At 41.9% G+C, this 21,970-nt stretch carries 19 protein-coding genes and 1 riboswitch; of the genes, 13 read left to right on the forward strand and 6 right to left on the reverse strand.

The window, feature by feature from the left end; genetic code table 11:
- Nucleotides 1-18 precede the first annotated feature (18 nt).
- A riboswitch (SAM riboswitch) is annotated at nucleotides 19-133 on the reverse strand.
- 1,182 nt (nucleotides 134-1,315) lie between these two features.
- Complete coding sequence (locus tag CD004_RS10925; RefSeq protein ID WP_102262788.1) at nucleotides 1,316-2,947, reverse strand: M4 family metallopeptidase; 1,632 nt, start codon at nucleotides 2,945-2,947, stop codon at nucleotides 1,316-1,318.
- 232 nt (nucleotides 2,948-3,179) lie between these two features.
- On the opposite strand from CD004_RS10925, the gene CD004_RS10930 reads away from it, so the two are divergent.
- The 4 genes from CD004_RS10930 to CD004_RS10945 all read left to right on the forward strand — a co-directional run bounded on the left by CD004_RS10930 (nucleotide 3,180) and on the right by CD004_RS10945 (nucleotide 7,005).
- Entirely contained in the window at nucleotides 3,180-4,922 is a 1,743-nt protein-coding gene (locus CD004_RS10930) for a carbon starvation CstA family protein (protein ID WP_102262789.1), read from the forward strand.
- A gap of 59 nt (nucleotides 4,923-4,981) precedes the next feature.
- A complete protein-coding gene (locus CD004_RS10935; RefSeq protein WP_041966277.1) occupies nucleotides 4,982-5,245 on the forward strand; it encodes a cory-CC-star protein in 264 nt (87 codons plus the stop codon).
- An 11-nt stretch (nucleotides 5,246-5,256) separates the two neighbouring features.
- The gene (locus CD004_RS10940) at nucleotides 5,257-6,216 is read left to right on the forward strand and encodes an ArsA family ATPase (protein WP_102262790.1); all 960 of its coding nucleotides are present in this window, start codon (nucleotides 5,257-5,259) and stop codon (nucleotides 6,214-6,216) included.
- Nucleotides 6,217-6,327: 111 nt separating this feature from the next.
- On the forward strand, nucleotides 6,328-7,005 hold the full coding sequence (locus tag CD004_RS10945; RefSeq protein WP_102262791.1) for a hypothetical protein: 678 nt from the start codon (nucleotides 6,328-6,330) through the stop codon (nucleotides 7,003-7,005).
- An 82-nt stretch (nucleotides 7,006-7,087) separates the two neighbouring features.
- On the opposite strand, the gene CD004_RS10950 is transcribed toward CD004_RS10945, so the two are convergent.
- The gene (locus tag CD004_RS10950) at nucleotides 7,088-7,267 is read right to left on the reverse strand and encodes a hypothetical protein (protein ID WP_102262792.1); all 180 of its coding nucleotides are present in this window, start codon (nucleotides 7,265-7,267) and stop codon (nucleotides 7,088-7,090) included.
- 86 nt (nucleotides 7,268-7,353) lie between these two features.
- Between CD004_RS10950 and CD004_RS10955 the strand changes: the two genes are divergently transcribed.
- A complete protein-coding gene (locus CD004_RS10955) occupies nucleotides 7,354-8,517 on the forward strand; it encodes a thermonuclease family protein (RefSeq protein ID WP_233434993.1) in 1,164 nt (387 codons plus the stop codon).
- Nucleotides 8,518-8,656: 139 nt separating this feature from the next.
- On the opposite strand, the gene CD004_RS10960 is transcribed toward CD004_RS10955, so the two are convergent.
- The gene (locus tag CD004_RS10960; RefSeq protein ID WP_102262793.1) at nucleotides 8,657-9,436 is read right to left on the reverse strand and encodes a hypothetical protein; all 780 of its coding nucleotides are present in this window, start codon (nucleotides 9,434-9,436) and stop codon (nucleotides 8,657-8,659) included.
- Entirely contained in the window at nucleotides 9,426-9,596 is a 171-nt protein-coding gene (locus CD004_RS23795; RefSeq protein ID WP_158651541.1) for a hypothetical protein, read from the reverse strand. Before CD004_RS23795 ends, CD004_RS10960 begins: the two co-directional genes overlap by 11 nt.
- Before the next feature lie 126 nt (nucleotides 9,597-9,722).
- Here CD004_RS23795 and CD004_RS10965 point away from each other — a divergent pair, with 126 nt between their 5' ends.
- The 3 genes from CD004_RS10965 to CD004_RS10975 all read left to right on the forward strand — a co-directional run bounded on the left by CD004_RS10965 (nucleotide 9,723) and on the right by CD004_RS10975 (nucleotide 12,557).
- Entirely contained in the window at nucleotides 9,723-10,973 is a 1,251-nt protein-coding gene (locus CD004_RS10965; RefSeq protein ID WP_102262794.1) for an ATP-binding protein, read from the forward strand.
- Between the two features lie 288 nt (nucleotides 10,974-11,261).
- Nucleotides 11,262-11,462 carry a cold-shock protein gene (locus tag CD004_RS10970; protein WP_102262795.1) on the forward strand — a complete coding sequence of 67 codons (201 nt, stop codon included), beginning with the start codon at nucleotides 11,262-11,264 and terminating at the stop codon, nucleotides 11,460-11,462.
- Nucleotides 11,463-11,600: 138 nt separating this feature from the next.
- The gene (locus CD004_RS10975) at nucleotides 11,601-12,557 is read left to right on the forward strand and encodes a glycine-rich domain-containing protein (protein ID WP_102262796.1); all 957 of its coding nucleotides are present in this window, start codon (nucleotides 11,601-11,603) and stop codon (nucleotides 12,555-12,557) included.
- Between the two features lie 36 nt (nucleotides 12,558-12,593).
- Here the strand turns inward: CD004_RS10975 and CD004_RS10980 are convergent, their stop codons facing one another.
- Nucleotides 12,594-13,436: an STAS domain-containing protein gene (locus CD004_RS10980; RefSeq protein ID WP_102262797.1), complete on the reverse strand. Its 843-nt coding sequence runs from the start codon at nucleotides 13,434-13,436 to the stop codon at nucleotides 12,594-12,596.
- Nucleotides 13,437-13,719: 283 nt separating this feature from the next.
- Between CD004_RS10980 and CD004_RS10985 the strand changes: the two genes are divergently transcribed.
- From CD004_RS10985 to CD004_RS11005, 5 genes are all read left to right on the forward strand, one after another.
- On the forward strand, nucleotides 13,720-14,865 hold the full coding sequence (locus CD004_RS10985) for an exonuclease SbcCD subunit D (protein WP_102262798.1): 1,146 nt from the start codon (nucleotides 13,720-13,722) through the stop codon (nucleotides 14,863-14,865).
- Nucleotides 14,862-17,999 (forward strand): SbcC/MukB-like Walker B domain-containing protein, encoded by a 3,138-nt coding sequence (locus tag CD004_RS10990; RefSeq protein ID WP_102262799.1) that lies wholly within the window; start codon nucleotides 14,862-14,864, stop codon nucleotides 17,997-17,999. Before CD004_RS10985 ends, CD004_RS10990 begins: the two co-directional genes overlap by 4 nt.
- A 137-nt stretch (nucleotides 18,000-18,136) precedes the next feature.
- Nucleotides 18,137-19,198, forward strand: coding sequence for a DUF3900 domain-containing protein (locus CD004_RS10995; protein ID WP_102262800.1), 1,062 nt, complete (start codon nucleotides 18,137-18,139; stop codon nucleotides 19,196-19,198).
- 133 nt (nucleotides 19,199-19,331) lie between these two features.
- Nucleotides 19,332-19,823 (forward strand): NUDIX domain-containing protein, encoded by a 492-nt coding sequence (locus tag CD004_RS11000; protein ID WP_102262801.1) that lies wholly within the window; start codon nucleotides 19,332-19,334, stop codon nucleotides 19,821-19,823.
- A 27-nt stretch (nucleotides 19,824-19,850) separates the two neighbouring features.
- Nucleotides 19,851-20,630 (forward strand): class I SAM-dependent methyltransferase, encoded by a 780-nt coding sequence (locus CD004_RS11005; protein WP_102262802.1) that lies wholly within the window; start codon nucleotides 19,851-19,853, stop codon nucleotides 20,628-20,630.
- Nucleotides 20,631-20,794: 164 nt separating this feature from the next.
- On the opposite strand, the gene CD004_RS11010 is transcribed toward CD004_RS11005, so the two are convergent.
- Entirely contained in the window at nucleotides 20,795-21,844 is a 1,050-nt protein-coding gene (locus tag CD004_RS11010; RefSeq protein ID WP_102262803.1) for a M42 family metallopeptidase, read from the reverse strand.
- Nucleotides 21,845-21,970 lie beyond the last annotated feature (126 nt).

The raw sequence follows: 21,970 nt of genomic DNA on the forward strand, positions 1-21,970 counted from the left end.
TACAGATGATAGCCATTCTTCTTATCTGCCAAGTTTTAAAAAAACTTGCTGGAATTAGCACCTTTTCAACAAGGAAAGTTGAAGGTTGCTGAAGCTTCACAGGGCCAGAACCCTCAGCTTCTCTGGATAAGATTTCATATTATTGAATTATTAAATTTCTCTAAATATTACAGCTATTATTAATGAATGTCAATCATTAAATTAAAGCGTTGAAGTAAATAGGTGAAAGCTCCCATTGGTTATAAGCAAGGCATCCTATTATGACAGCTTTTCAGGATTTGCGGGCTATGCTGTCAAGATTCCGACTTTATTTTGACAGCTTCTCAAGATACAGGGCCAAAGCTGTCACGATTCCGACTTTATTTTGACAACTTCTCAGGATACAAGGGCAAAGCTGTCAAGATTACGCCTATATTTTGACAGTTTCTTAGGTTACAAGGGCAAAGCTGTCACGATTCCACCTTTATTTTGACAGCTTCTCAGGATACTAGGGCAAAGCTGTCAAGATTCCGCCTTTATTTTGACAACTTCTCAGGATACAGGGGCAAAACTGTCACGATTCCGCCTTTATTTTGACAGCTCCTCAGGGATCGAGGCCAAAGCTGTCAAGATACCGACTTTATTTTGACAACTTCTCAGGATACTAGGGCAAAGCTGTCACGATTCCGCCTTTATTTTGACAGCTTCTCAAGATACAGGGCCAAAGCTGTCACGATTCTGACTTTATTTTGACAACTTCTCAGGATACTAGGGCAAAGCTGTCACGATTCCGCCTTTATTTTGACAGCTTCTCAAGATACAGGGCCAAAGCTGTCACGATTCTGACTTTATTTTGACAGCTTCTCAAGATATAGGGCCAAAGCTGTCACGATTCTGACTTTATTTTGACAGCTTCTCAGGATACTAGGGCAAAGCTGTCAAGAATCCGCCTTTATTTTGACAGCTTCTCAGGATACTAGGGCAAAGCTGTCACGATTCTGACTTTATTTTGACAGCTTCTCAGGTGACAAGGCGAAAGTTGTCAAGAATAGCGCGTTATTCAGGCAGCTTTACGGAGGGAAATGACCAAAGTGTCAAGAACCGTTCCAGTACAATTCTGGCAGCAAAGCGGTTTAAGAAGTCAATGAACGTAATTTTCCCCCGAAATTTCAGGAATCCCAGAAAAGGGGTTAACAATAGGAAATGTATGCGCCAGAAAAAATCATGACTCAAAAGCTGATGACCAACTTTCAATTACTCTGAGAAAGTGATAGATCTGAATAATAAAAAACTGGCTCAATTTCTGATTGAGCCAACCTCCTAAAATAAAATTCTATTAATTTACTCCTATAGCATCAAAAGCTTTATTGACAGCATTCACTTCTGCTGAACCTGCCCCATACAGGTCAGTTGCAGCTTGTACCAGGCCTGCACGTGCCTGGCTGAAGTTTGTTGAAGAAGTGAAGTACACTATATTTGCACGGTAGAAAATCGCGCCCATTTTATCCGTTCCAACACCTGGGACTGAAACTCCATAATGTGTTCCACCTTCACTTAGAAGGTAGGCGGCTTTATTGATGATTCCGCTGTTGATATGAACTCCGCCATTGTCGGAAGTTCCTGTGTAACGCACAGAATAATGATCCGGATCGCCGTATTTCGTAGGATCGCTCATTGAACGAAGGGCGTCACCTGCTTTGTTTGGGGTGTAGATGTCTTCACCAATTTCAAAATCAGGGTTGTTATTATCATGGAATTCAGCAAGCGTGCCGAATATATCGGAAATCGCTTCGTTCAGTGCTCCAGATTCATACTGATAAACAAGATCTGAACTGAAATCAGTAACAGCGTGTGTCAGTTCATGTGCCACCACATCAAGTGCGCCGGAAAGCGGGATGAATGTAGTACCATCTCCATCACCATACACCATTTGCTGGCCATTCCAGAATGCATTATTATAGCTTCTTCCGTAGTGGACTGTGGAGTTCAACGCTGCCCCCTTGTTGTCATAGGAATTACGGCCAAAAGTATTTTTATAATAATCATAAGTTAATCCTGCATAGTAGTGAGCATCAACAGCAGCACCGTCATACGCTGCGTTCAGGTTATTATCAGCATCAACCCACAGGGAACCGGGTGTCCGCTGTCTATTTTTTGCATCATAGGTGAAAACACCATTTCCACGAGTATTGTCCTGTAAATAGTAAGAGCCATTTGAAAGAAGAGTGTTCAATGTCTTCGAGTCTCCCAAAACTCCTACACCAGATCCAACTGTATTCGTTCCAGTTAGAGAAGGGTTGGTTTTACCAGCAGTGTCAATGGCATTATACTTATTGATGATTTCACCTGTAACAGCGTTGACAAAGTACTGGAAATTGCCTGGTTCAGGGCTCAGAAAGTTCAATGTTACGTGGTAAGCGTATACCGCTTGATCCTCAGCAGGGTAAACGACTAATTCGGCTGATGGAGTCACTTCATAATCAGGCTTGTAGCCTAAATCTGCTTCAGCAGCGGCAATTGCGTCTCTCTGAGATTTTTTGCTGTCGGCTTTTACTAGCTTGTCTTCAATTCCTTTGCTGACAGTTCCGCTAAAAACCTTTAGAACACCATTCTCGTCAACTCTGGCTGCCTGGGTAGCTCCCCATACAGGAACTCCATTATATACCTGCTGCAGCCGGACAACATCTCCACCAAGCTTATCAGCTTCCTGCGATTTAACAACGAAACTATCATAGGCGCCGAGGTTGTATTTACTTTTCGACGCTTTCAGATATCCAAGGACGACATCCTTTGCTGCTTTTCCAGATGGATTCGTTAGTTTTCCCGCTACAAATTCAGGAGCCCCGTAGCTCTTTGTAAACTTTTTTGAAGATGAGTCTGCTGATGGTGCGGCAAAGCCAGTCGCAGCAACCAATCCGCTTAATGCCAGACTTGCTGTTAAACTAAGAGAAACTACTTTCTTCTTCAAATAAACTCCTCCTAAAATTAGATTCTATCTAATAAAAATTAGTAGATTATCATATTTATACTTTAATAGTCTGAACATTGCAACAACTAAGTCTAAAATTGTCGAATTATCATGTTGGGAAAATATCTGGGGCATATTTTAATAAAAGTAATCAGAATTTATTGACTAATTTGTCAATATATTTTTATTATTAAGTTGTAGTACCAACTCATAAAAAAGGAGGTTAAAAAAAATGAATTCTTTATGGTTAGCCGTGATCGGAATGATTGTGTTTGCGATCGGATACCGCTTCTATTCTAAATGGGTAGCAGAAAAGATTTACCGTCTTGACCCGAACTATGTCACACCGGCGCACCAGTATTCGGATGGAGTAGACTTTGTTCCAACGAAGAAAATGATCCTTTGGGGTCACCATTTTACGTCTGTTGCAGGGGCGGCACCAATTGTTGGGCCGGCGATCGCTGTCTATTGGGGATGGCTTCCTGCATTCCTGTGGGTAATATTGGGCACTGTATTCGCAGCAGGTGTGCACGACTTTGGGACTCTAGTCCTTTCCGTGAGGAACAAGGGACAGTCAGTAGGAACGATCACAAACAAGCTGATTGGCAAGCGTGCAAAAATTATGTTCTTATTCATTATTTTAATACTTGTTTTAATGGTCAACGCCGTTTTTGCATGGGTTATTGCAAACTTGTTTGTAAAATTCCCTGCGAGTGTTCTATCGGTATTCCTTCAAATACCACTTGCGATTTGGATTGGTTACGCTGTTTATAAAAAGAAGAAAGGAATGCTTGTACCTTCATTGATTGCTTTGGCAGTAATGTATGGTGCGGCGATCCTTGCCAGCCGTGTGCCTGCTTTGCAGATTGACCTGGTCAGATATTTTGGCGGGGCAGATAGTACTGTCATGTTTGGTCTAAGTGGTGTATCCATGGCTTTCTTAGTCTGGATTGTTGTTCTGATGGTTTATGTTTACATTGCATCAACACTGCCGGTATGGAAGCTCCTGCAGCCTCGTGACTATATCAATTCGCACCAATTGGTTGTAGGTTTATTCATTTTATATGCAGGACTCATTTTCCTGCAGCCAAAGGTTACAGCTCCAGCAATGAATGGTGCGGCTACTGATGTATCCTGGTTCCCATTATTGTTCATTACGATCGCCTGTGGTGCCATTTCTGGATTCCATGGACTCGTTTCTTCAGGGACATCCTCTAAGCAGCTTGAAAAAGAAACCGATGCTCGTTTTGTTGGTTACTTAGGAGCCGTTGGAGAAGGGGTACTTGCCTTGATTGCCATTATCGCGGTTGTCACCGTGTTTGCGACAAAAGCAGATTTTACTGCTGCGTATTCAAGCTTTGCGGCTGCAAGCGCAGGTGGACTTGGCAACTTCATCAATGGTGCAGCACAGCTTGCGACCGGCATCTGGATTCCAGCAGACATCGCAAGGACGATTGTTTCCATCATCGTTGTCAGCTTTGCCGCAACAACTTTGGACACGTCAGTAAGATTGATGCGTTACATCATCGCTGAAATCGGAAGCGAATACAATGTCCAGGCACTGACAAAGACTCATGTGGCTACGACTGTTGCCGTTGTTTCCAGTGCAGCGCTTGTATTATTGCCAAAAGGACCTAACGGATTCGGTTCTGGCGGATACCTATTGTGGCCGCTCTTCGGAACAAGCAACCAGCTTTTGGCAGGAGTCAGCCTTCTGCTTATCTCCATCTGGCTGAAGCGCCAGGGCAGGAATTATCTTGTGACCTTCATCCCGATGGTGTTCGTCTTCTTCATGACACTTTGGGCAATGATTCAGCAGGTCGTTTTCCAGTGGTCTGGATATGGAAGCGGGGAGCTGAATATGCTGCTCTTTGGTATCGGGGGACTGATTCTGATATTTGTATTCTGGATCATCATCGAGGCCATTTCAGCATTCAGCAGGAATAATCCACCGCCATTAAGCAAGGAAATGTAATGAAGTGGAGGCCGGGCGACCGGTCTCTATTGTCATTTTAAGAAAGAGAGGAATTCGCGATGGGTTTCTACGAACAATTAAAACGTGCAATAGCTGTCTATGATGAGATTCTCAGGCAGCCGCACAGAACCGAAATTGCTCGTGAATTAAGAGATGAAGAGGACCTGTTTATGCTGCTTTGCTTTTCAGAAATGCTCGGTCTGCCCAACCCGGCATTTTACTACACACTTGAACTATACCCTGTCATCATCGAGCGTTTTCATGATTGGCATCTGAGGGCCGGGATGGAAAAATCACCGCTTGAAGGAATACGCTGCTGTTAGGAGGAAGTGCTATGGATATGTTTGAAAAGAAGATCTATTTCATCGGCGGTAAAGGCGGTGTTGGCAAAAGCACAACATCCGCGGCAATGGCGCTTTTACTCGCGAAAAAAGGAAAGAAGATACTGCTAGTTTCAACAGATCCCGCCCATAATACAGGCGATTTATTTCATCGTAACTTCAGCGGGGGAAAAATCGAAAGAGCAACTGAGAATCTGGACGTACTGGAAATTGATTCGGAACAGGAATCAAGGAATTACATCAAGGGAGTAAAAGGAAACCTGAAAGGCCTGGTCAAAGCGACGATGCTGGAGGAGGTAAACAGGCAGATCGACATGGCAGCATCCTCGCCTGGGGCAGAAGAAGCCGCACTGTTTGACAAAATCACCTCATTGATTCTCGAGGAAATCACTAATTATGATGCCATTGTTTTTGACACAGCACCGACCGGACATACGATCCGGCTGCTGACACTTCCGGAATTGATGGGCGTCTGGATGGACGGGCTGTTGGAACGGCGGAGAAAAGTGAACGAGAATTACGCACAGTGGATGAACGATGGTGAAATTAGTGAGGACCCTTTGTATGACAAGCTTAATGAACGGAAAAACCGCTTCAAGTGTGTAAGGGAAATCCTGCTTGATGAAACCCAAACACAGTATGTGTTCGTTCTTAATGCTGAAAGGCTTCCAATCCTCGAAACCGCAAAGGCAATTGATACATTGCATCACCATGGAATACATGTTAACTCAATCGTAGTTAATAAGGTCATCCCTGATGAAGCAGACGGAAGATTCATGGAGCAAAGAAGAACGAACGAGCGAGTGTATCTTGATGAAATTAAAGATAAATTCAAGAATCAGAGACAAATTTTCTTGCCGCTCCTTGAGCATGATATTTCTTCGTTGGCCACACTGGAACTTATATCAGGTCTTTTGGGAAAACAAATCGATTATAATTTACACCATAGTTAATAGTGGTGTTTTCATTTTATTTATTAGGGTTATATAAAAATATGGATAAATTTTAAAGCAGAATGGAAACTAAAGCTAATTGGAATTTGTTGTATAGAAAGGGGCACTAGAATGAGGCGAATCTTTCCCGGCTCGATTACAGCGTATAGTCAGTTCGGACATTTAAAGGTTCCTAAGAGTATTAGAAATATTTGTCCAGATTGCAAAGACAAAGTGGAGTTTGTCCTAAAATCCACCTATCAGAGCAGCAAACATGGATTGATGACGGAAAGTGCTTGCCCCTCATGCAAACAAAGTGTTCCGTTTATAATCATTACAAAGGAAAAAGACAAACAGCCTGATGTATACATATACGATCCCCAGAGCTCGACAGATCCATCGAGCCAGATTGAACATATCCCCAGAATACCTGAAGAATTGGTTAGGGCTTATAAATCTGCGGTCAGTGTCCATCTTTCAAAAGAGAATGCTGCGACTGCTGTACTGGCCAAGCGTGTCATTGAAAATGTGTTGAAAAACTTTTTGGGGGATAAAGCCAAGGGCATGACTCTTGACCAACAATTCGAAATACTTCCAGATCATATCAATTTAGTAAAACCAGTCACCTCATTAAGTCCGTTGATGGCATCTGAAGGGGGACTCCACAAAATGCTTGAGCTGGAATCTGAGATGGATGATGAAATGACAGAACTAATAATGGATTTATTGGAGGATTTAATTCAATATTTATTCGTATTGCCTGGAAAAATAGAAATCACCCGCGAACAAATTGAGACAAAGTTAAATTGAATTGACATCAAGCAGCTTCCAGGGGAGGCTGTTTTTTTGCCAGATAAGAAAGTATAAATATCCACTTCGAGAATTGTCCGATTTAGCAAATAGCCCCTCGAGTCGCTTGTCTAGTGTCGCCTCCTAGAAACTCCGAAACTTCAACTCCGCCGGCAGAAGCAAAAAGCGCTTCTTTGTCGGAGTCTCCAGTTTCTGCGTTTCTGGTCAGTCGGCTATACTTTTCGATTTCGGTCCGCCCAATGAAGTCAAAGAACAACTTCACTGGTCGGCCCTCCAGCGCTTGTCGAGGCTGAACAAGGCGCTTGCGCTTTTCTTAGTATAGCAGGAGGGGTAAAAGGGGGAGCAGCTGTGAATTACATAAAAAACTTTACTGTGATATTTGCCATCCTGATGGCATTTTTTATTTTACCAAATCTGGTTTTCGCGCATAATGGCTCACGGGATGAACTGGGAGGCCATTTTCGTAGTTCTGATTGTATGTATCTGCTTCACGACCCGACGAGGCTAGCGAAAAGTGCACACAATATGGAGGAACTGATCAAGCTGATTAACCGCTATAACAGTAATTCTGATTGTGCTGCCGGACTAAGTGAGGAAAAGATAGATTTGGAAGTGTATACTTTCACCGGCGCAGGAAGTGAATCAAAGGATTCTGCTCAAGCTGGGGTAAGTACAACTAAAGCTGAACTTTCCACTGGCATGTTGCAGCTTGGCAAATCGTTTGAAGCTGAATTATCTGAATGCACAGACGGCGATACCGCTGTTTTTACGATCAACGGCAAAGAATATAAAACTCGTTTTCTCTATATTGATACCCCTGAAAGCACAAGGATGAAGGAAGCTTTTGGACCTGAAGCGGCTCAATATACATGTTCGTTTTTAAAGCAAGGAGATATTACACTTGAAACTGACGGTGGCAGCTTATTCGATAAATACGATCGCCTTCTTGCCTGGGTTTGGGTAGGAGACAAGCTGCATCAGGAGGAAATCACGAAGGCAGGACTGGTCGAAGACTTTTACGATTACGGCAGCTATAAGTATGAAAATCGAATCTTGTCTGCGATGGATTTTGCAAAAGAAAATGGAAAAGGCATATATGCACCTTCGGAATCTCCAGAAGAGAGAAATAAACGATCACAAGAGCAACAGCCAAAAAATGAAAATGAAGAAAGCCAACAGGAAAATCGACCTGATAGCAAAGAAGAAGATACCGAAGGAACAGACAAACAACGTGAATCGAAACAAGAAACCGAACAGGCTGAAACAGCTGAAGAAGAGCTTGACTGTAGCTACTTAAGCGGCCTATTTTATGCCTTATTATTTTACCTCACCGTACCCATAAAGAATGCGTTGGGCAAGCGGACGCTGCTCGCTCACAGGTTGTGGAGCAAAAAATGGCCGCTCAACCTGTTACTTGGCATAATTTATGCTTTCCTGTGCTACATTACCTTGCTGCTATTGCTAGTGGAAGTGCTCCATCTTTTCAAAAATAAGAAGCGCAAGCGAAAATGAGCGACACATTTGAGGGGAGTATCGGAATAAGTGTCCGTCATCGAGGTTATGGCGGACACTATTCGAAGAAAATTCGAGAAAACTGTCCGTCATCCTTATGGGTGGCTTTTTTTCTATTTTAGCTACAATCCAGCTTTTTTTATGGTGCCGCGATCTTCAACATTTTGAAGAAATCATCCCGATTATATGCCTCGTAAAGCAATCTTTCATGATTGAAAATAGCGTAATACGGCAGCGAATCGATTTTTAAATCAGGAAATTGCCGGCGTGCTTCCTCAAGGTTGTTAACCTTCAAAGAATGTGCCTTATGTACATATTTGTTATTTACCTCATCAAGAGCCCAATTTTCCTGCAGTGCTTCTGGTTTATACAGTTCAAGTACAGCCAAGTAGCCTGGTTCTTCTGCAAGTTGTGCTTGATAAGCAACCAATTCTTCAATGATTAATGGAAAAGTATAATGAAAGACTTGATCTCCGCTGGAAGCCTGGATGATGACGGTGCTTTGACCAGCCACATTGTTAAAAGTATAGGTATTATCAAAAAATGTTTCAAATGGAAGGTTCCCGATCTCCAAATCCCCTTGTCCCTGTGAGTGGTAAACGGAAATATTGTCAATTCCTGCTTTTTCGGGAAAAGTGATTTTCATTTTGCTGAACGGCTTCACGCTGACAGGCAGCAAATCATGGAACAGAATTGGTGGCTCATCCTGGTCGACGACAGGTCCGATGCCTTTTTCTACCCATGCAAATGTACCTGATTTATACATTACTTGCTGGTCTCCGACGGTGATTACTGCTTCTGGAATGCTGAAGGATTGTTCTTTTTCTTGTTCTGGCATTAAGGTTCGGAATCCATCTATGGTGAAGATTAGTAATATCACTACAAGGACGATTCCATACGGAAGCCATTTACTTTTCATAGCTAGAATTCTTCGAAGTTAGCATCTCTTCTATTTCCTTATCCGTTGGCGGCGGTGACACAGGGTTTAGATGAGTATACAACCTGTCAATTTTCTTATGCAGTCTTACAACATCAATGAGTATCAACAAAAGTAAAAAAATAATAAGCCACGTCAACATATAAAACACCCCTTTATTTTTCAATATAAAACAAACGGCATGGAATAGAAAGGTGAAATTGGATAAAATTTGCGCTGTGGACTGGATTATAATACTATCTTAGTGAGTACTAATGGTGGTGTTGCAGTGGAAATTACAAAGCATTTATTAATGAATCTCTCACTTCTTCTTGTCCTTTTGTTTTTCACACAGTTAATTATCGAGAGGCAAGTGAAGGATGAGAGCCGAGAAAGATATCAATTATTCTATTTCATTATATCGATTTTTACATGTTATATTTTTTCAGTACAAGTCCAGGATGGAATTCGCTTTGACCTTCGACAGGTGCCGATGATTCTTGGAAGTCTCTATACTGGATATAGTTTTCTGCTTGCAGGCGTCACTATCCTTATGAGAGGTTTTTTAGGCATAAACGATGGGTTCTGGGTCTCGGTGGGGGTCTTTGCAGCCCTTGCCATCCTTCTAAAATGGATTCATCCCTGGTTCAACAGGCTTACTCTAAACAGCAGGGTCGGTATCTCTGTTTTATTGACCGTATTCACCTCTTTTTTGCTAATGCAAATGGTCACGGTAGTTAGCGAACCAATCAAACATCCAGAAGCATGGATCAGCTTCATTTTGATTCCCGCACTAACTTCAGGTCTGGTCAGCTATTCAATTGAGACAATTCGTCAAACGTTTATTATGCGACAAAGACTAGCGAAGGCCGATAAAATTGAAGCCGTCAGCCATTTAAGTGCGGCAATTTCTCATGAGATTCGTAATCCACTTACAACTGTGAAAGGATTCCTGCAACTTCTTGGAGAGAAAGATTATCCTGATGAAAAGAAAAAGGAGTTCATCGATATAGCGGTACAGGAATTGAATCGTGCTGAAGAGGTCATTAATGATTATCTTACTTTTGCAAGACCTGCCTTTGAAAAGGAAGAGCAAATTGAAGTTGATAAGGAATTGAATCAGGTTCTTAATGTACTAAATCCATTAGCTAACCTTAATGGTGTGAAAATAATCAAAAAGTATAGTCCGGAATTAGTCATATCAGGGGACCGGTCCAAATTCAAGCAAGCATTCATCAACCTGATCAAGAACGGTTTGGAGGCTATGCCAAACGGCGGGGAACTAATCGTACAAACCTTCCTCACCGGAACTGTTATCCATATCCTCGTGAGAGATACAGGTGTCGGGATGACCGAAGAACAGATTACCCGCCTGGGAGAACCATATTACACGACAAAAGGGCAACAAGGAACTGGCCTAGGCATGATGGTAACTTTCAGCATTATCCGTGCAATGAGAGGTAAGGTAGAGGTTAAAAGCCAGGTTGGCATAGGGACAACCTTCCATATCCGTTTCAGCAATTTAATAGAAGAGAAGTAACAAAATCTTTCCAAGCTATTGTGTGGTATTGTTTTTTTCAACATTTCTCAGTAGATGCTCCTGCTAGAAAAAACAACTTTTAACAGATTGTCAGCTTTGTCTTTTGTTGACAATAAAATCCATCGTTGCTATATTGAAATTAGCTGATTGCACACGTATTAGGCACTATGCAATTTGCTTATTCTAATGTTTGTAGACGTTTGAATAGGTCATGTATGAGGAACTAGTCGTTGTGATTTGCTAAATTTTAATCATGGCTTGTTCGGCCGATCTAGGAGGATTTTTCACATGAAAAACGGTAAAGTAAAATGGTTCAATGCAGAAAAGGGTTTTGGATTCATTGAAGCTGAAGACGGCAATGACGTTTTCGTACATTACTCTGCTATCCAAACAGAAGGTTTCAAAACATTAGAAGAGGGCCAGGAAGTAACTTTCGAGGTTGTGGAAGGCGCTCGTGGACCACAAGCTGCTAACGTTACCAAACTATAATTCTTAATAATTTAATCTTATAGCTCAGCCATCTGGCTGGGCTTTTTATGTACCAAAAATCCCAATTATTTTGAAACCTTTCCTGTATGGAAAACGTAATATCGTTAACAACTATTCCAAAAGGTGAGGTGTATAAAAATGGGTGTCTTCTTAACAATCGCGGCTGGAGCAGGGATACTCTTTGCCATTGCGTATTTTTCCGGCAATGGAAGCAAAAAGAAAGTTTTATTGAAGGAGAACATCCCGGACCACCTTGGCTTACTGGATGATGTGCCGGCTTCTGCTATCTTGAATAAATTAGAGAAATCTCTTTCTTATGAGTTTATAAATCAAGTGAAACTTCGTTTTTTAAGCGAACATCCCGAGATTTCCGATGATGAATTTGAATGGCGTCTATTTGAATTAAAACGATATTTTTTCCTTAATTCGTTTATGAAAAGCACCCCAATGTTCAGCAGCAAAGTCGATGAGATTTGGCATGAGATGCTGATGTTCACGAAGCAATATGAAGCTTTTTCTGATAAATATCTTGGCAAAATGCTTCATCATACTCCGAACCTGGAACCGGAACCAGCACCACAGCAAAGGGCGTTCTTTGATTGGGTGTTCGCTCAGCTATTTGAAATAACAGAATACACATGGCAGACATGGGGAGATTTTTTCCATTACCCACTTGATCAGCAGCTACTTCAAAAAATCGGTTCATTTAGTGACGATGAGCTGAAACACCAATTTTTCAAAGTTACTGAGGATAATCAGGAGCTGGTGAATTATTTAATCAAACAGCTGAGGTCACAACTAAGAAAAGCGCAAGAAATGTACACTGTTGATAGAAAAGGGTCTTTTGAAAGGCCAGGACTTTTTGGTGACCTATCAGGATTGAGCCTGGTAATGGTGTTTTATTCCTACTATTACTTTGATGAATACTGGGATTATGCCCAAGCATACGCTTATTCACACCAGGCGCATGGAACATCTGGCTGCAGTGCCGTTTTTTGCGGCTCAGGCGACATACATGATTCACATAATGATGGCGGCGGCCACAGCTGTTCCAGCAGCAGTTGTTCAAGCTGTGGCGGAGGATGCTCATCTTAATAATGGAAAAACCTGCTAGCAGTTTCTAGCAGGTTTTTATCTTTGGATATATTTTTTGATTACATTCTGCAAATTACCTTCTGTCATAATATTTGAAAAATCAATTCCCAGCTGGACCGCTGTTTGTGCAACCTCTGGACGGATTCCTGTAATGGTAGTTTGAACGCCAAGCAGCTTTAGGGCATCCATCAGTTTGAAGATTTGATGGGCCACCATCGTATCAACCATCACCACTCCTGAAAGATCCACTATCAAAGTATTGATCCTGGCATCGATACTTTGTGTAAGAGTTGATTCCATCAAGCCTTTTGCTCTCGTTGTATCGATTTCACCAATCAATGGCAATAGGCCGACTTCCTTTGTCAGGGTAATGACTGGTGCGCTCAATTCTTTAATTAGAGTTGCTTGCGAGGCCAATCGATTCATAAGGATATTCATGAAAACAACAATAAAGGTCTCAAAGACATAATCAAGCGTGTAATTGATCTTCTTTTCCCACTTAAAAACGTCGTCGAGGGTAACCTCCAAGTCCGTTTGCTTTACGAAGCTTTGAATGTATTCCCAATAAACGCGCCGGAAGACACCAGAATTCCATGCTACTTCCGTCAGGTCAGTTTTTGATTTAATCCGGTCTGCTGCAGTCTGGCTCGTCCAGGCAGAAATCGTTTCCTTCATCTCTTCCTCCGATTGATAAAGTGATTTTGCCACAAGACGGACATAATTTGAATTCTGTTTCTTCACCCTGTTCATAACTTCTGGCGGTGCTTCGGCAGAGTAATCTGATCCATGAATAACGCGCTGCCGTTTCAGCCAATCTTCGGTAAAATTGGTCGAATTGTCGACAAGGAAATTGTATAATGCCTCTGTTTTATTTTCCATTTAAATACCTGCTTCATTGATTAGTCGTACTTCTATTGTGAAAAACAACGACTGAAAAGTCAAATTTTAATTATATCACTATTAATTACACGTTTGACTAAACAAAGGAAAATTCAGGTAGATTATAAAGTTGATTTTTGATAGAATTAGAACGAACGTTCCCGTTGTCTTTCCTTTTTTTGAGTGCCCACTAAATTTTTGAGTTTGATATAATAGTAGCATTGTCAAATAGGCTTTTTATAATTATTTAAATAGATTACTACTTAAAACAGGGGGGATTTGCATGAAATTTATTCATACTGGTGACTGGCATCTCGGAAAGCTTGTCCACGGAATGTACATGACCGAAGACCAGAGAGAGGTATTGAATCAATTTATTGAGCTTGTCGCGGAAGAACAACCTGACGCTGTTGTGATTGCAGGGGATTTATACGACAGGTCCGTACCGCCAACTGATGCAGTAGAGCTACTTGATGAAGTGCTATTCAAAATCAACGTGGAACTGAACACGCCTGTAGTAGCTATAGCAGGCAACCACGACAGTGCAGAACGTCTATCATTTGGCAGCTCATGGTACCGCCATAATCATTTTTACCTCACCGGAAAAATGACGAACGACTTTAGGCCTGTACATATTAGCGGGGTCAATTTTTACCTGATTCCATATGCTGAACCTGGTGTCGTCCGCCATATGCTTGACGATTCTTCAATCCACTCCCATCAGGACGCGATGAAGGCAGTGATTGGCAAAATTGAAGAGAACCTGAATCCTGACGAAGCAAATGTTTTTGTTGGACATGCTTTCGTACTTGGTGGTGACTCATGCGATTCAGAGCGTTCATTATCTGTCGGTGGTTCTGGCTGTGTCACCCAGGACCTGTTTGACCCATTTGCTTTTACTGCCCTGGGTCATCTTCACAGCCCCGACGCTATCAAACATGACAAAATAAAATACTCAGGCTCTCTATTAAAATATTCTTTTTCAGAGGCTAAACAGCGCAAATCGATTTCAATCGTAGAAATGAACGAAAACGGCAGTTTTGATATGCGTTACAGGACCCTTAAACCGAAGCAAGATATGCGTGAATTGGAAGGCCATCTGGAACAGCTTCTGGATCCTTCCTTTTATGAAAAAGAAAATATTAATGATTATTTAAAAATAACCTTGCTTGACGATGGTGCCATAATCGACCCAATGGGCAAACTGCGCCAGGTCTTCCCGAATGTCCTTCATCTTGATCGTAAAATTGAATCCATTGATCAAAAGCATAAGCAGCACTTCAACTCGATCAAGGAAGAAAAAAAGTCGGAGCTGGAGCTTTTCGAACAGTTTTACAAAGAAATGACGACAAGCGAATTTACTGAAGATAAACGCGGTGTCATGACAGATGTGATTGGCAAAGTATTGAAGGAGGAGGGGCAAAAATGAAACCTCTGAAACTGACGATGCAGGCTTTCGGGCCATATGCCGATACGGAAACGATTGATTTCAAACAGCTTGAGAACAGGACGATGTTTGTCATTTCTGGTAAAACAGGATCTGGAAAGACAACCATATTTGACGGAATCAGTTATGCGATTTACGGTAAGGCAAGCGGTGAGGACCGTAATGGCCCCGATTTACGAAGCCAATTTGCTGATGATGAGTTATTAACTGAAGTTACGCTTGAATTTTCTTTGCGCCAAAAGACATACAGGATTACCAGGTCTCCGCAGCAGGAAAGGAAAAAGAGGTCTGGCGAAGGAACAACAAGTGTCGGTGCAAAAGCAGAATTTTATTTGATCGACGAAAACGGAGAACTGCAATTGCTTGCTTCGAATGTTCGCGAAGTGGATGAAAAGATCAAGGAGATCATGATCATCGACAGCAATCAATTCCGGCAGATTCTGATGATTCCACAGGGGGAATTTCGTAAGCTTCTAACGTCGGACAGTAAAGAAAAGGAAGTCATACTGCAAAGACTTTTCCATACGGAAATCTATAAAAGAGTTGAGGAAAAACTTAGAGAAGAAGCAACTCTCCTGAAAAAATCGGTTGAGGACCAGGTGGAGAAAAGGAATTCAGCCCTTCGCAGCATCAAGGCTGTCGAAAATGAGGAATTGAAGGAATATGTAGAAGCCGGGAGTATAAATGATGTCTTGATCCTTCCTTTATTAAAAGAAGAAATTGGCGCAATGGAAACAAAACTTGAAAAGTTGAACAAAGATCGTGAAAAGCTTCAGCTGGACCGTGATAAAATGCAGCAGCGTTTGTTCGAAGCTGAAGCAACCTTAAAACAAATCCAATCACTAGAAACCCTGAAGATGACAAAGGAAAAGCTTGAAGCCCAAAAGGATCTTTTTGCAGAAAAAGAAAAACAAACAGTGCTTGCAAAAAAAGCAGCTCTTCTGGCTGCTCAGGAACAGCTTTGCCACCGACTTAAGGCCGACCTGGACAGTATGACAAACCAGGTAAGTGTGATCACGAAGCGAATTGAACAGTTAACAGTGCGACTCACAGCAGCCGAAAAAGAACACCAGAAACAAATTGACCGGGATTCTGAGCGAAAAGCAGCTGCTGAACAGGTAAACAGACTTGAAAATATGAAGGAAGATGTCCACGCATTTGCCACCATAGCTTCACAGTTTGAAGAGCTAAAACAAGCATTGGAATCATCGGCACAGAACCGGGAGAACAATGAAGCCCAGCTTAAATCAACTGAAGAGCGACTTAAAGTCTTGCTTACAGAAAAGGAAGATGCCGAAAAGGCGCAGATTGCTTATCTGGAGAATGACCGGAAATTGGAAAAACTGCTTCTGGAATTGGACAAGCTGAAAAGGCTTGGCAACCACAGTCAGAAAGTCAAACAGGTTCGGTCGAGCTTCGAAAGCCGAAAAGGTGAGTTTAACCAGGCTGTTTCCAGACTGAATGATGCCAAAGCCGCAGTTGAAGCTCTTGAGCAAAAATGGCTGCATTCACAGGCTGCTGTTTTGGCTGCTTCTCTGCATGAAGGTAGCGCTTGCCCTGTATGCGGATCGGAGGATCATCCTGAACCCGCGAAAGCCACTGAAGGTTTTATCCCGACCGAAGAAGATCTAAAAGCTGCTCGAGAGCAGATCACTGTTGTTGAAAAAGAGAAGAGCGCTGCTGAAAAGTCTTATATCGAAACAGATACGACATTAAGGTCATTGATTGAAACAGGAGAAGAAATGATGGCTGAAATCATCAAATTCCGCCCTGACTTAGATGTCGAACAGTTAGCTGATGCCGTACTCCTGACTGAAAGTGATATTGCAAGGCTCCAAAATGAGCAGAAACAGTATTCGGTAAAGATAACAGCCCTGGAAAAAATCAAATCTGAAATTAAAAGGTTTGAAGACGACAGAGAAAGGCTGAATAACCAGCTGAAATCCATCCACGAAAGCTATCAAAGCCTGATGATCCAGTATACAGAAAAGAAAACAACCTTAGAGAGAATAACAGAGAAAATACCTGAACAACTGCGCTCACTGCAAGTATTCGAATCGAAAATGAAATCAGCACGACTCTTACAAAAGAAGCTTGATGAGGAACTGGAGCAAGCTCGCAAAAATTATCAGGAAGCGAAAGAACTTCTGGGAACCGAAAAAGCACGGAGTGAAGATGCCGAAAAGAGACTGAAGGAAATAGATTCGCAATTGACAGCCGAGCGGGAAACATTCAAAAACAATATGACATCTCAGGGATTTGAAAACTATCAGGCATATCACCAGGCGAAAATACCAGAACAGGCTATTCAACAGCTTGATGCAGACATTTTGAATTATCGGGAAGAAGTCAGATCTGTTACGGACCGTTTCGCAGAGCTGTCTGATATGCTAAAAGATGTCAAGAAGCCTGATATGGAAACACTTCAATCAGAATTCGCACAATTAAATAAAATAATCAAAGAAACAGATGAAGCATACCAGGATTTACATCTGAAGAAACGCGATAACCAATCCATCCTGGAGCAAGTAAACTCTTTGAATGAGCAGATGAAGGTTCTCGAGGAGAAATACAAGCTAGTCGGCCATCTATTCGAGATTTCAAAAGGCCAGAACACATACAGGATTACGTTCGAGCGTTTTGTCCTGGCAGCTTTCCTTGATGATATTCTTGCTGAGGCTAATGTAAGACTCAACAAGATGACGAGCGGACGATACCGATTATTGCGAAAAACTGATCGTTCAAAAGGCAATGTTCAGAGTGGATTGGAGCTTTTGGTATTGGATGCATATACCGGACAGGAGCGCCATGTGAAGACCTTGTCTGGCGGAGAAAGCTTCAAGGCGGCGTTATCCCTTGCCCTGGGATTGGCCGATGTTGTCCAGAATTACGCAGGTGGAGTTTCATTAGAGACAATGTTCATCGATGAAGGCTTCGGTACCCTTGATCCAGAATCCCTGGACCAGGCCATAGAAGCATTGATCGATATCCAGAGCAGCGGCCGGCTTGTCGGTATCATCTCCCATGTACCAGAGCTAAAAGAACGGATCGACGCAAGGCTCGAGGTCATATCCACCCAAACAGGAAGCAAAACAGAATTTCATTTAATGAATTAGTTTGAGAAATACAGCATCTTGAAATAGGTGCTGTATTTTCGCGATTATCCAGCAGCCTGCTCAACCAGAAGTACCGGTTTAGAGGTCTGCTGCTATACAAGGAAGAACAAAGACATTCGTCAGCAGGGAGTTTTATCATGGAATTTGAAGTTCAATATTTATCATTTTATGTTGTACAGGTAGAAGGAAAAGGCGAGCAGGCTGATAAAAGATATAAGCATTTCCAGACATTGAATGAGCAAGAATATGAATCTAGTCATCTAAAGGATTTTCTTGATGGCGAGTTCGCAAAAATCGTCAAGCGCAAAGTAGATCGCCACCCAAAAACAGATGAAGTTCCCACCAAACTCGGCTACTTCATCGTTGAGGAGGGCCATGATTTAACATCCAACCCTAACTACAACCTTTTCCATCGTGTTCGTTTTGCGGAGTCAAAGGAAGATTTCCAGCAAGAAAGTGAAAAATTCGCCATTGCTTACGTAGATACAAGCGCAGTAAGAGGTGGGGCTTTCATTGTAGCAAGAGCCAAGCTTCGCAAGTATTTTGATGATGCATTCGTGTTCATCCTGAAATGCGATTTCGAACCAAAGGTTGCATCTATTTCCGATGAATCGACATTGATCCGGCAGGTGGAAATGGCGATAACGACTAAAAACATGAAATCAATTCAGTATCCATATATGCCAGAAGAGGGAATGATCCAGGATAATGAACTGAAAATCAACCAGTCCTCTCATGCACGTTATTTTGAAGACTTCCTTAAATTTGTAGAGTATGGCCAATCGATGCCGGAAATCGTTAAGACTCAGGTGATAGAGATGGTCCGCGGGCATATGGAAGAAACCTTTGAGCCGGAAAGTGAAGAACGGGAGCAGCTTGAGAACGCCATGGAAATCTGGGCAGCCAGTGACAAGCGCGAGCTCCAGGAACGCTTCGAGCCCGAACAGGTCATTGAAGCAGCTGCACAGCTTATCGAGCATACTCCTGAACTGGAACTAAAAATGAAGCTCGACCACATTTCGGTAAAAGGCTTGCTGGCTGATTATGGTGACAGCATCCATCTGGCAAAGGTCAATGGAAAGTATGTCATTATGATTGAAGCAGATACCATTACCTTCGAGAAAGGCTTTTCTCCAGTAGAATTTGCAAAACCGGATGAAATCGGTACTGTAGTTGAAAGAATCAGGCAAAAGGGCTAACCGTTCTCGATTAGTAATACTCAGAAAAGCATTGGCATAATTGTCAGTGCTTTTTTACTTCTTGTCATCAACTTCATTTTTTGGTTACAATTGGAAAGAAGGGATAGTTGTATAGCAGCAAGGGGGCTTAGGAATGGTTACTACATATGTTGACTGGAATAATGCGAGAGTTAAATTATCCTGGCAGGAGGAAGATCAACTTCCACCAAGGGAGTTGATCAGCAGTGTGCATGGATTCTGCTTTCTTGAGGATAAGGTGTTGCTGGTAAACTTGAATCATCGCGGATGGGATATGACTGGTGGCCATATTGAAGCAGGTGAATCAGTTGAGGATTGCTTTAAGAGAGAGACTATGGAAGAGGCTTGTGTTTCTGGTAATTGCACGCTTTTAGGTTCGATTATTGTCGATCATAGTGAAAACTCGCAATGGAATGATAAAAGTCCTTACCCTCAAGTCGGATTCCAGGTGTTTTACCGTATGGACATAACAGAGGTCCTTGATTTCGAAGCAAGATATGAATCCACTGAAAGAATCTTTGTCAATCAAAATCAGGTACGCGAATATTATCATGATTGGCACGAACTTTATGAACACATTTTAATGTATGCTGCTAATAAAAAATAATAGATTAAGATATTAAGGGTGGATGAAATGGACGCAGTTAAACAAAATAGTCTTGCATGGGACAAGAAGGTTGAAATTGAATCAGTATATACCAAGGCAGTATCTAAAGAGATCATTGAAAAAAGCAAAGCAGGGGAATGGGAAATTACCGTGACAACTGGAAAACCGGTCCCTAGAAGCTGGTTTCCACAATCAATGGCAGGATTGAAAGTTCTTTGTCTTGCTTCTGGTGGAGGGCAGCAGGGTCCCGTTCTCGCTGCAGCAGGAGCTGATGTTACAGTTGTTGATATATCAAAAAAACAGTTGGAACAGGATGAGTTTGTTGCGAAAAGAGATGGACTCACTTTAAGTACCTTACAATGCAGCATGACAGACCTTTCAGCCTTCGGTGATGAGCAATTTGACTTGATCATCCATCCAGTGGCCAATTTATTCGTCGAAGACATTTCACAAGTCTGGAAGGAAGCATCAAGATTATTAAAAGACAAAGGGACGCTAATATCCGGCTTTACAAATCCTCTTTTATTTATTTTTGATGATGAGGAGGACATGAAAGGGAATCTAGTGGTGAAAAATAAGATTCCTGCGTCGTCTCTTGATAATCTGACAGATGAAGAAAAGGAAGAGTATATGAACTCTGATCAAACGATTGAATTCGGTCATACATTAGAGGATCAGATCCAGGGACAAATTGATGCAGGACTGGTCATTGCTGGATTGTATGAAGACGATTTTGGCGGCAGAAGGCCACTTGATGAGTATATTAAATGCTTTGTAGCAACAAGAGCAGTTAAAATAAAGCTTTGAATTGGTTACGCCCTAAAAATTTTCAGGGCGTTTTCTTATATAATAATTAAAACCTTCTGGAGGCAAATGAATGCGTCAAAGCTATCAGAAGCAATCAAGCTCATAGCGACTGCTAGCAAAAAGGTGACCATTTTCAATAAAAGAAGATGGTCACCTTTGTTGATTTATAATATCATTTCAGATTGAACATAGTGGAAAAGTAGCTTGGCTGTATTTTCGATAGAATCCTTATGGGTTCTCTCAAATGCGTGGGAAGAATCGATCCCTGGTCCGATAAGACCATGAATGATATCGTGTCCTGATCGGATGGCTGCTGATGCGTCAGAACCGTAGAATGGATAGATATCGAGCTTATAGCCGATTCGATTGTCAATCGCAAGCTGTGTCAGTCTTTTTCTAAGTTCGTAATGATAAGGTCCGCTTGCATCCTTAACGCATATGGAAACTGTATACTCATCCGTAGATTGACCATCACCCATTGCGCCCATATCGACCGCCAGATACTCAACCGTTTCGGGTGTGATATTCGAGTTCCCGCCATAGCCAATTTCTTCATTATTGGAAATCAAAAAGTGTGTTGTGTATGGCAATTCGATGTTTTCAGCCTTAATTTGTTTGATCAACTGTAACAGGATGGCCACGCTTGCCTTATCATCAAGGTGACGTGATTTAATGTATCCTGAAGGTGTTATTTGAACACGTGGATCGAATGAAACAAAATCTCCAACTTCAATTCCTAGCGCCCTCACATCATCTGCGCTATGCACTTTTTCGTCAAGACGCACTTCCATGTTGTCCTGGTTGCGTTCTGCTTTCCCTGCATCCTTATATACATGGACGGAGGTTTGGTGCATGAGTATTGTACCAGTGAACTTTTTGCCTCTTGATGTTTCAATTTCGCAATACTCACCTTCAATTGAGTTGTATTTAAATCCGCCAATTAAATCAAGCTTAAGCCTTCCGCTAGGCTTGATTTCTTTTACAATTGCTCCTAAGGTATCGACATGGGCAGTCAGCATTCTGTGGTTTTGCTGGTCCTTGCCTGGAAGTGTCGCAATCAATCCGCCTTTGCGGTTCCTTTTCGTTTCCACCTTCAGTTCTTTAAAATAATTTTCTACATATGTAATTACTTCGTCTGTGTTTCCTGAAGGACTCGGGATGCTGACCAATTCCTTCAATAAGCTTACTGTTTCATCTGTGTTTGGGTATGCCATTATAAAACTCCTCTCTTAAATAAATCTTCACATAATTCATATTATAAACTTTTTTCCCACAGCAAAGTAAGCCTTAATCCAAAATACTGTAATCACCTAACAAGTCTATTCATATTTTGATTATGG

The organism is Mesobacillus jeotgali (assembly GCF_002874535.1).
Classification (GTDB): domain Bacteria; phylum Bacillota; class Bacilli; order Bacillales; family Cytobacillaceae; genus Mesobacillus; species Mesobacillus jeotgali.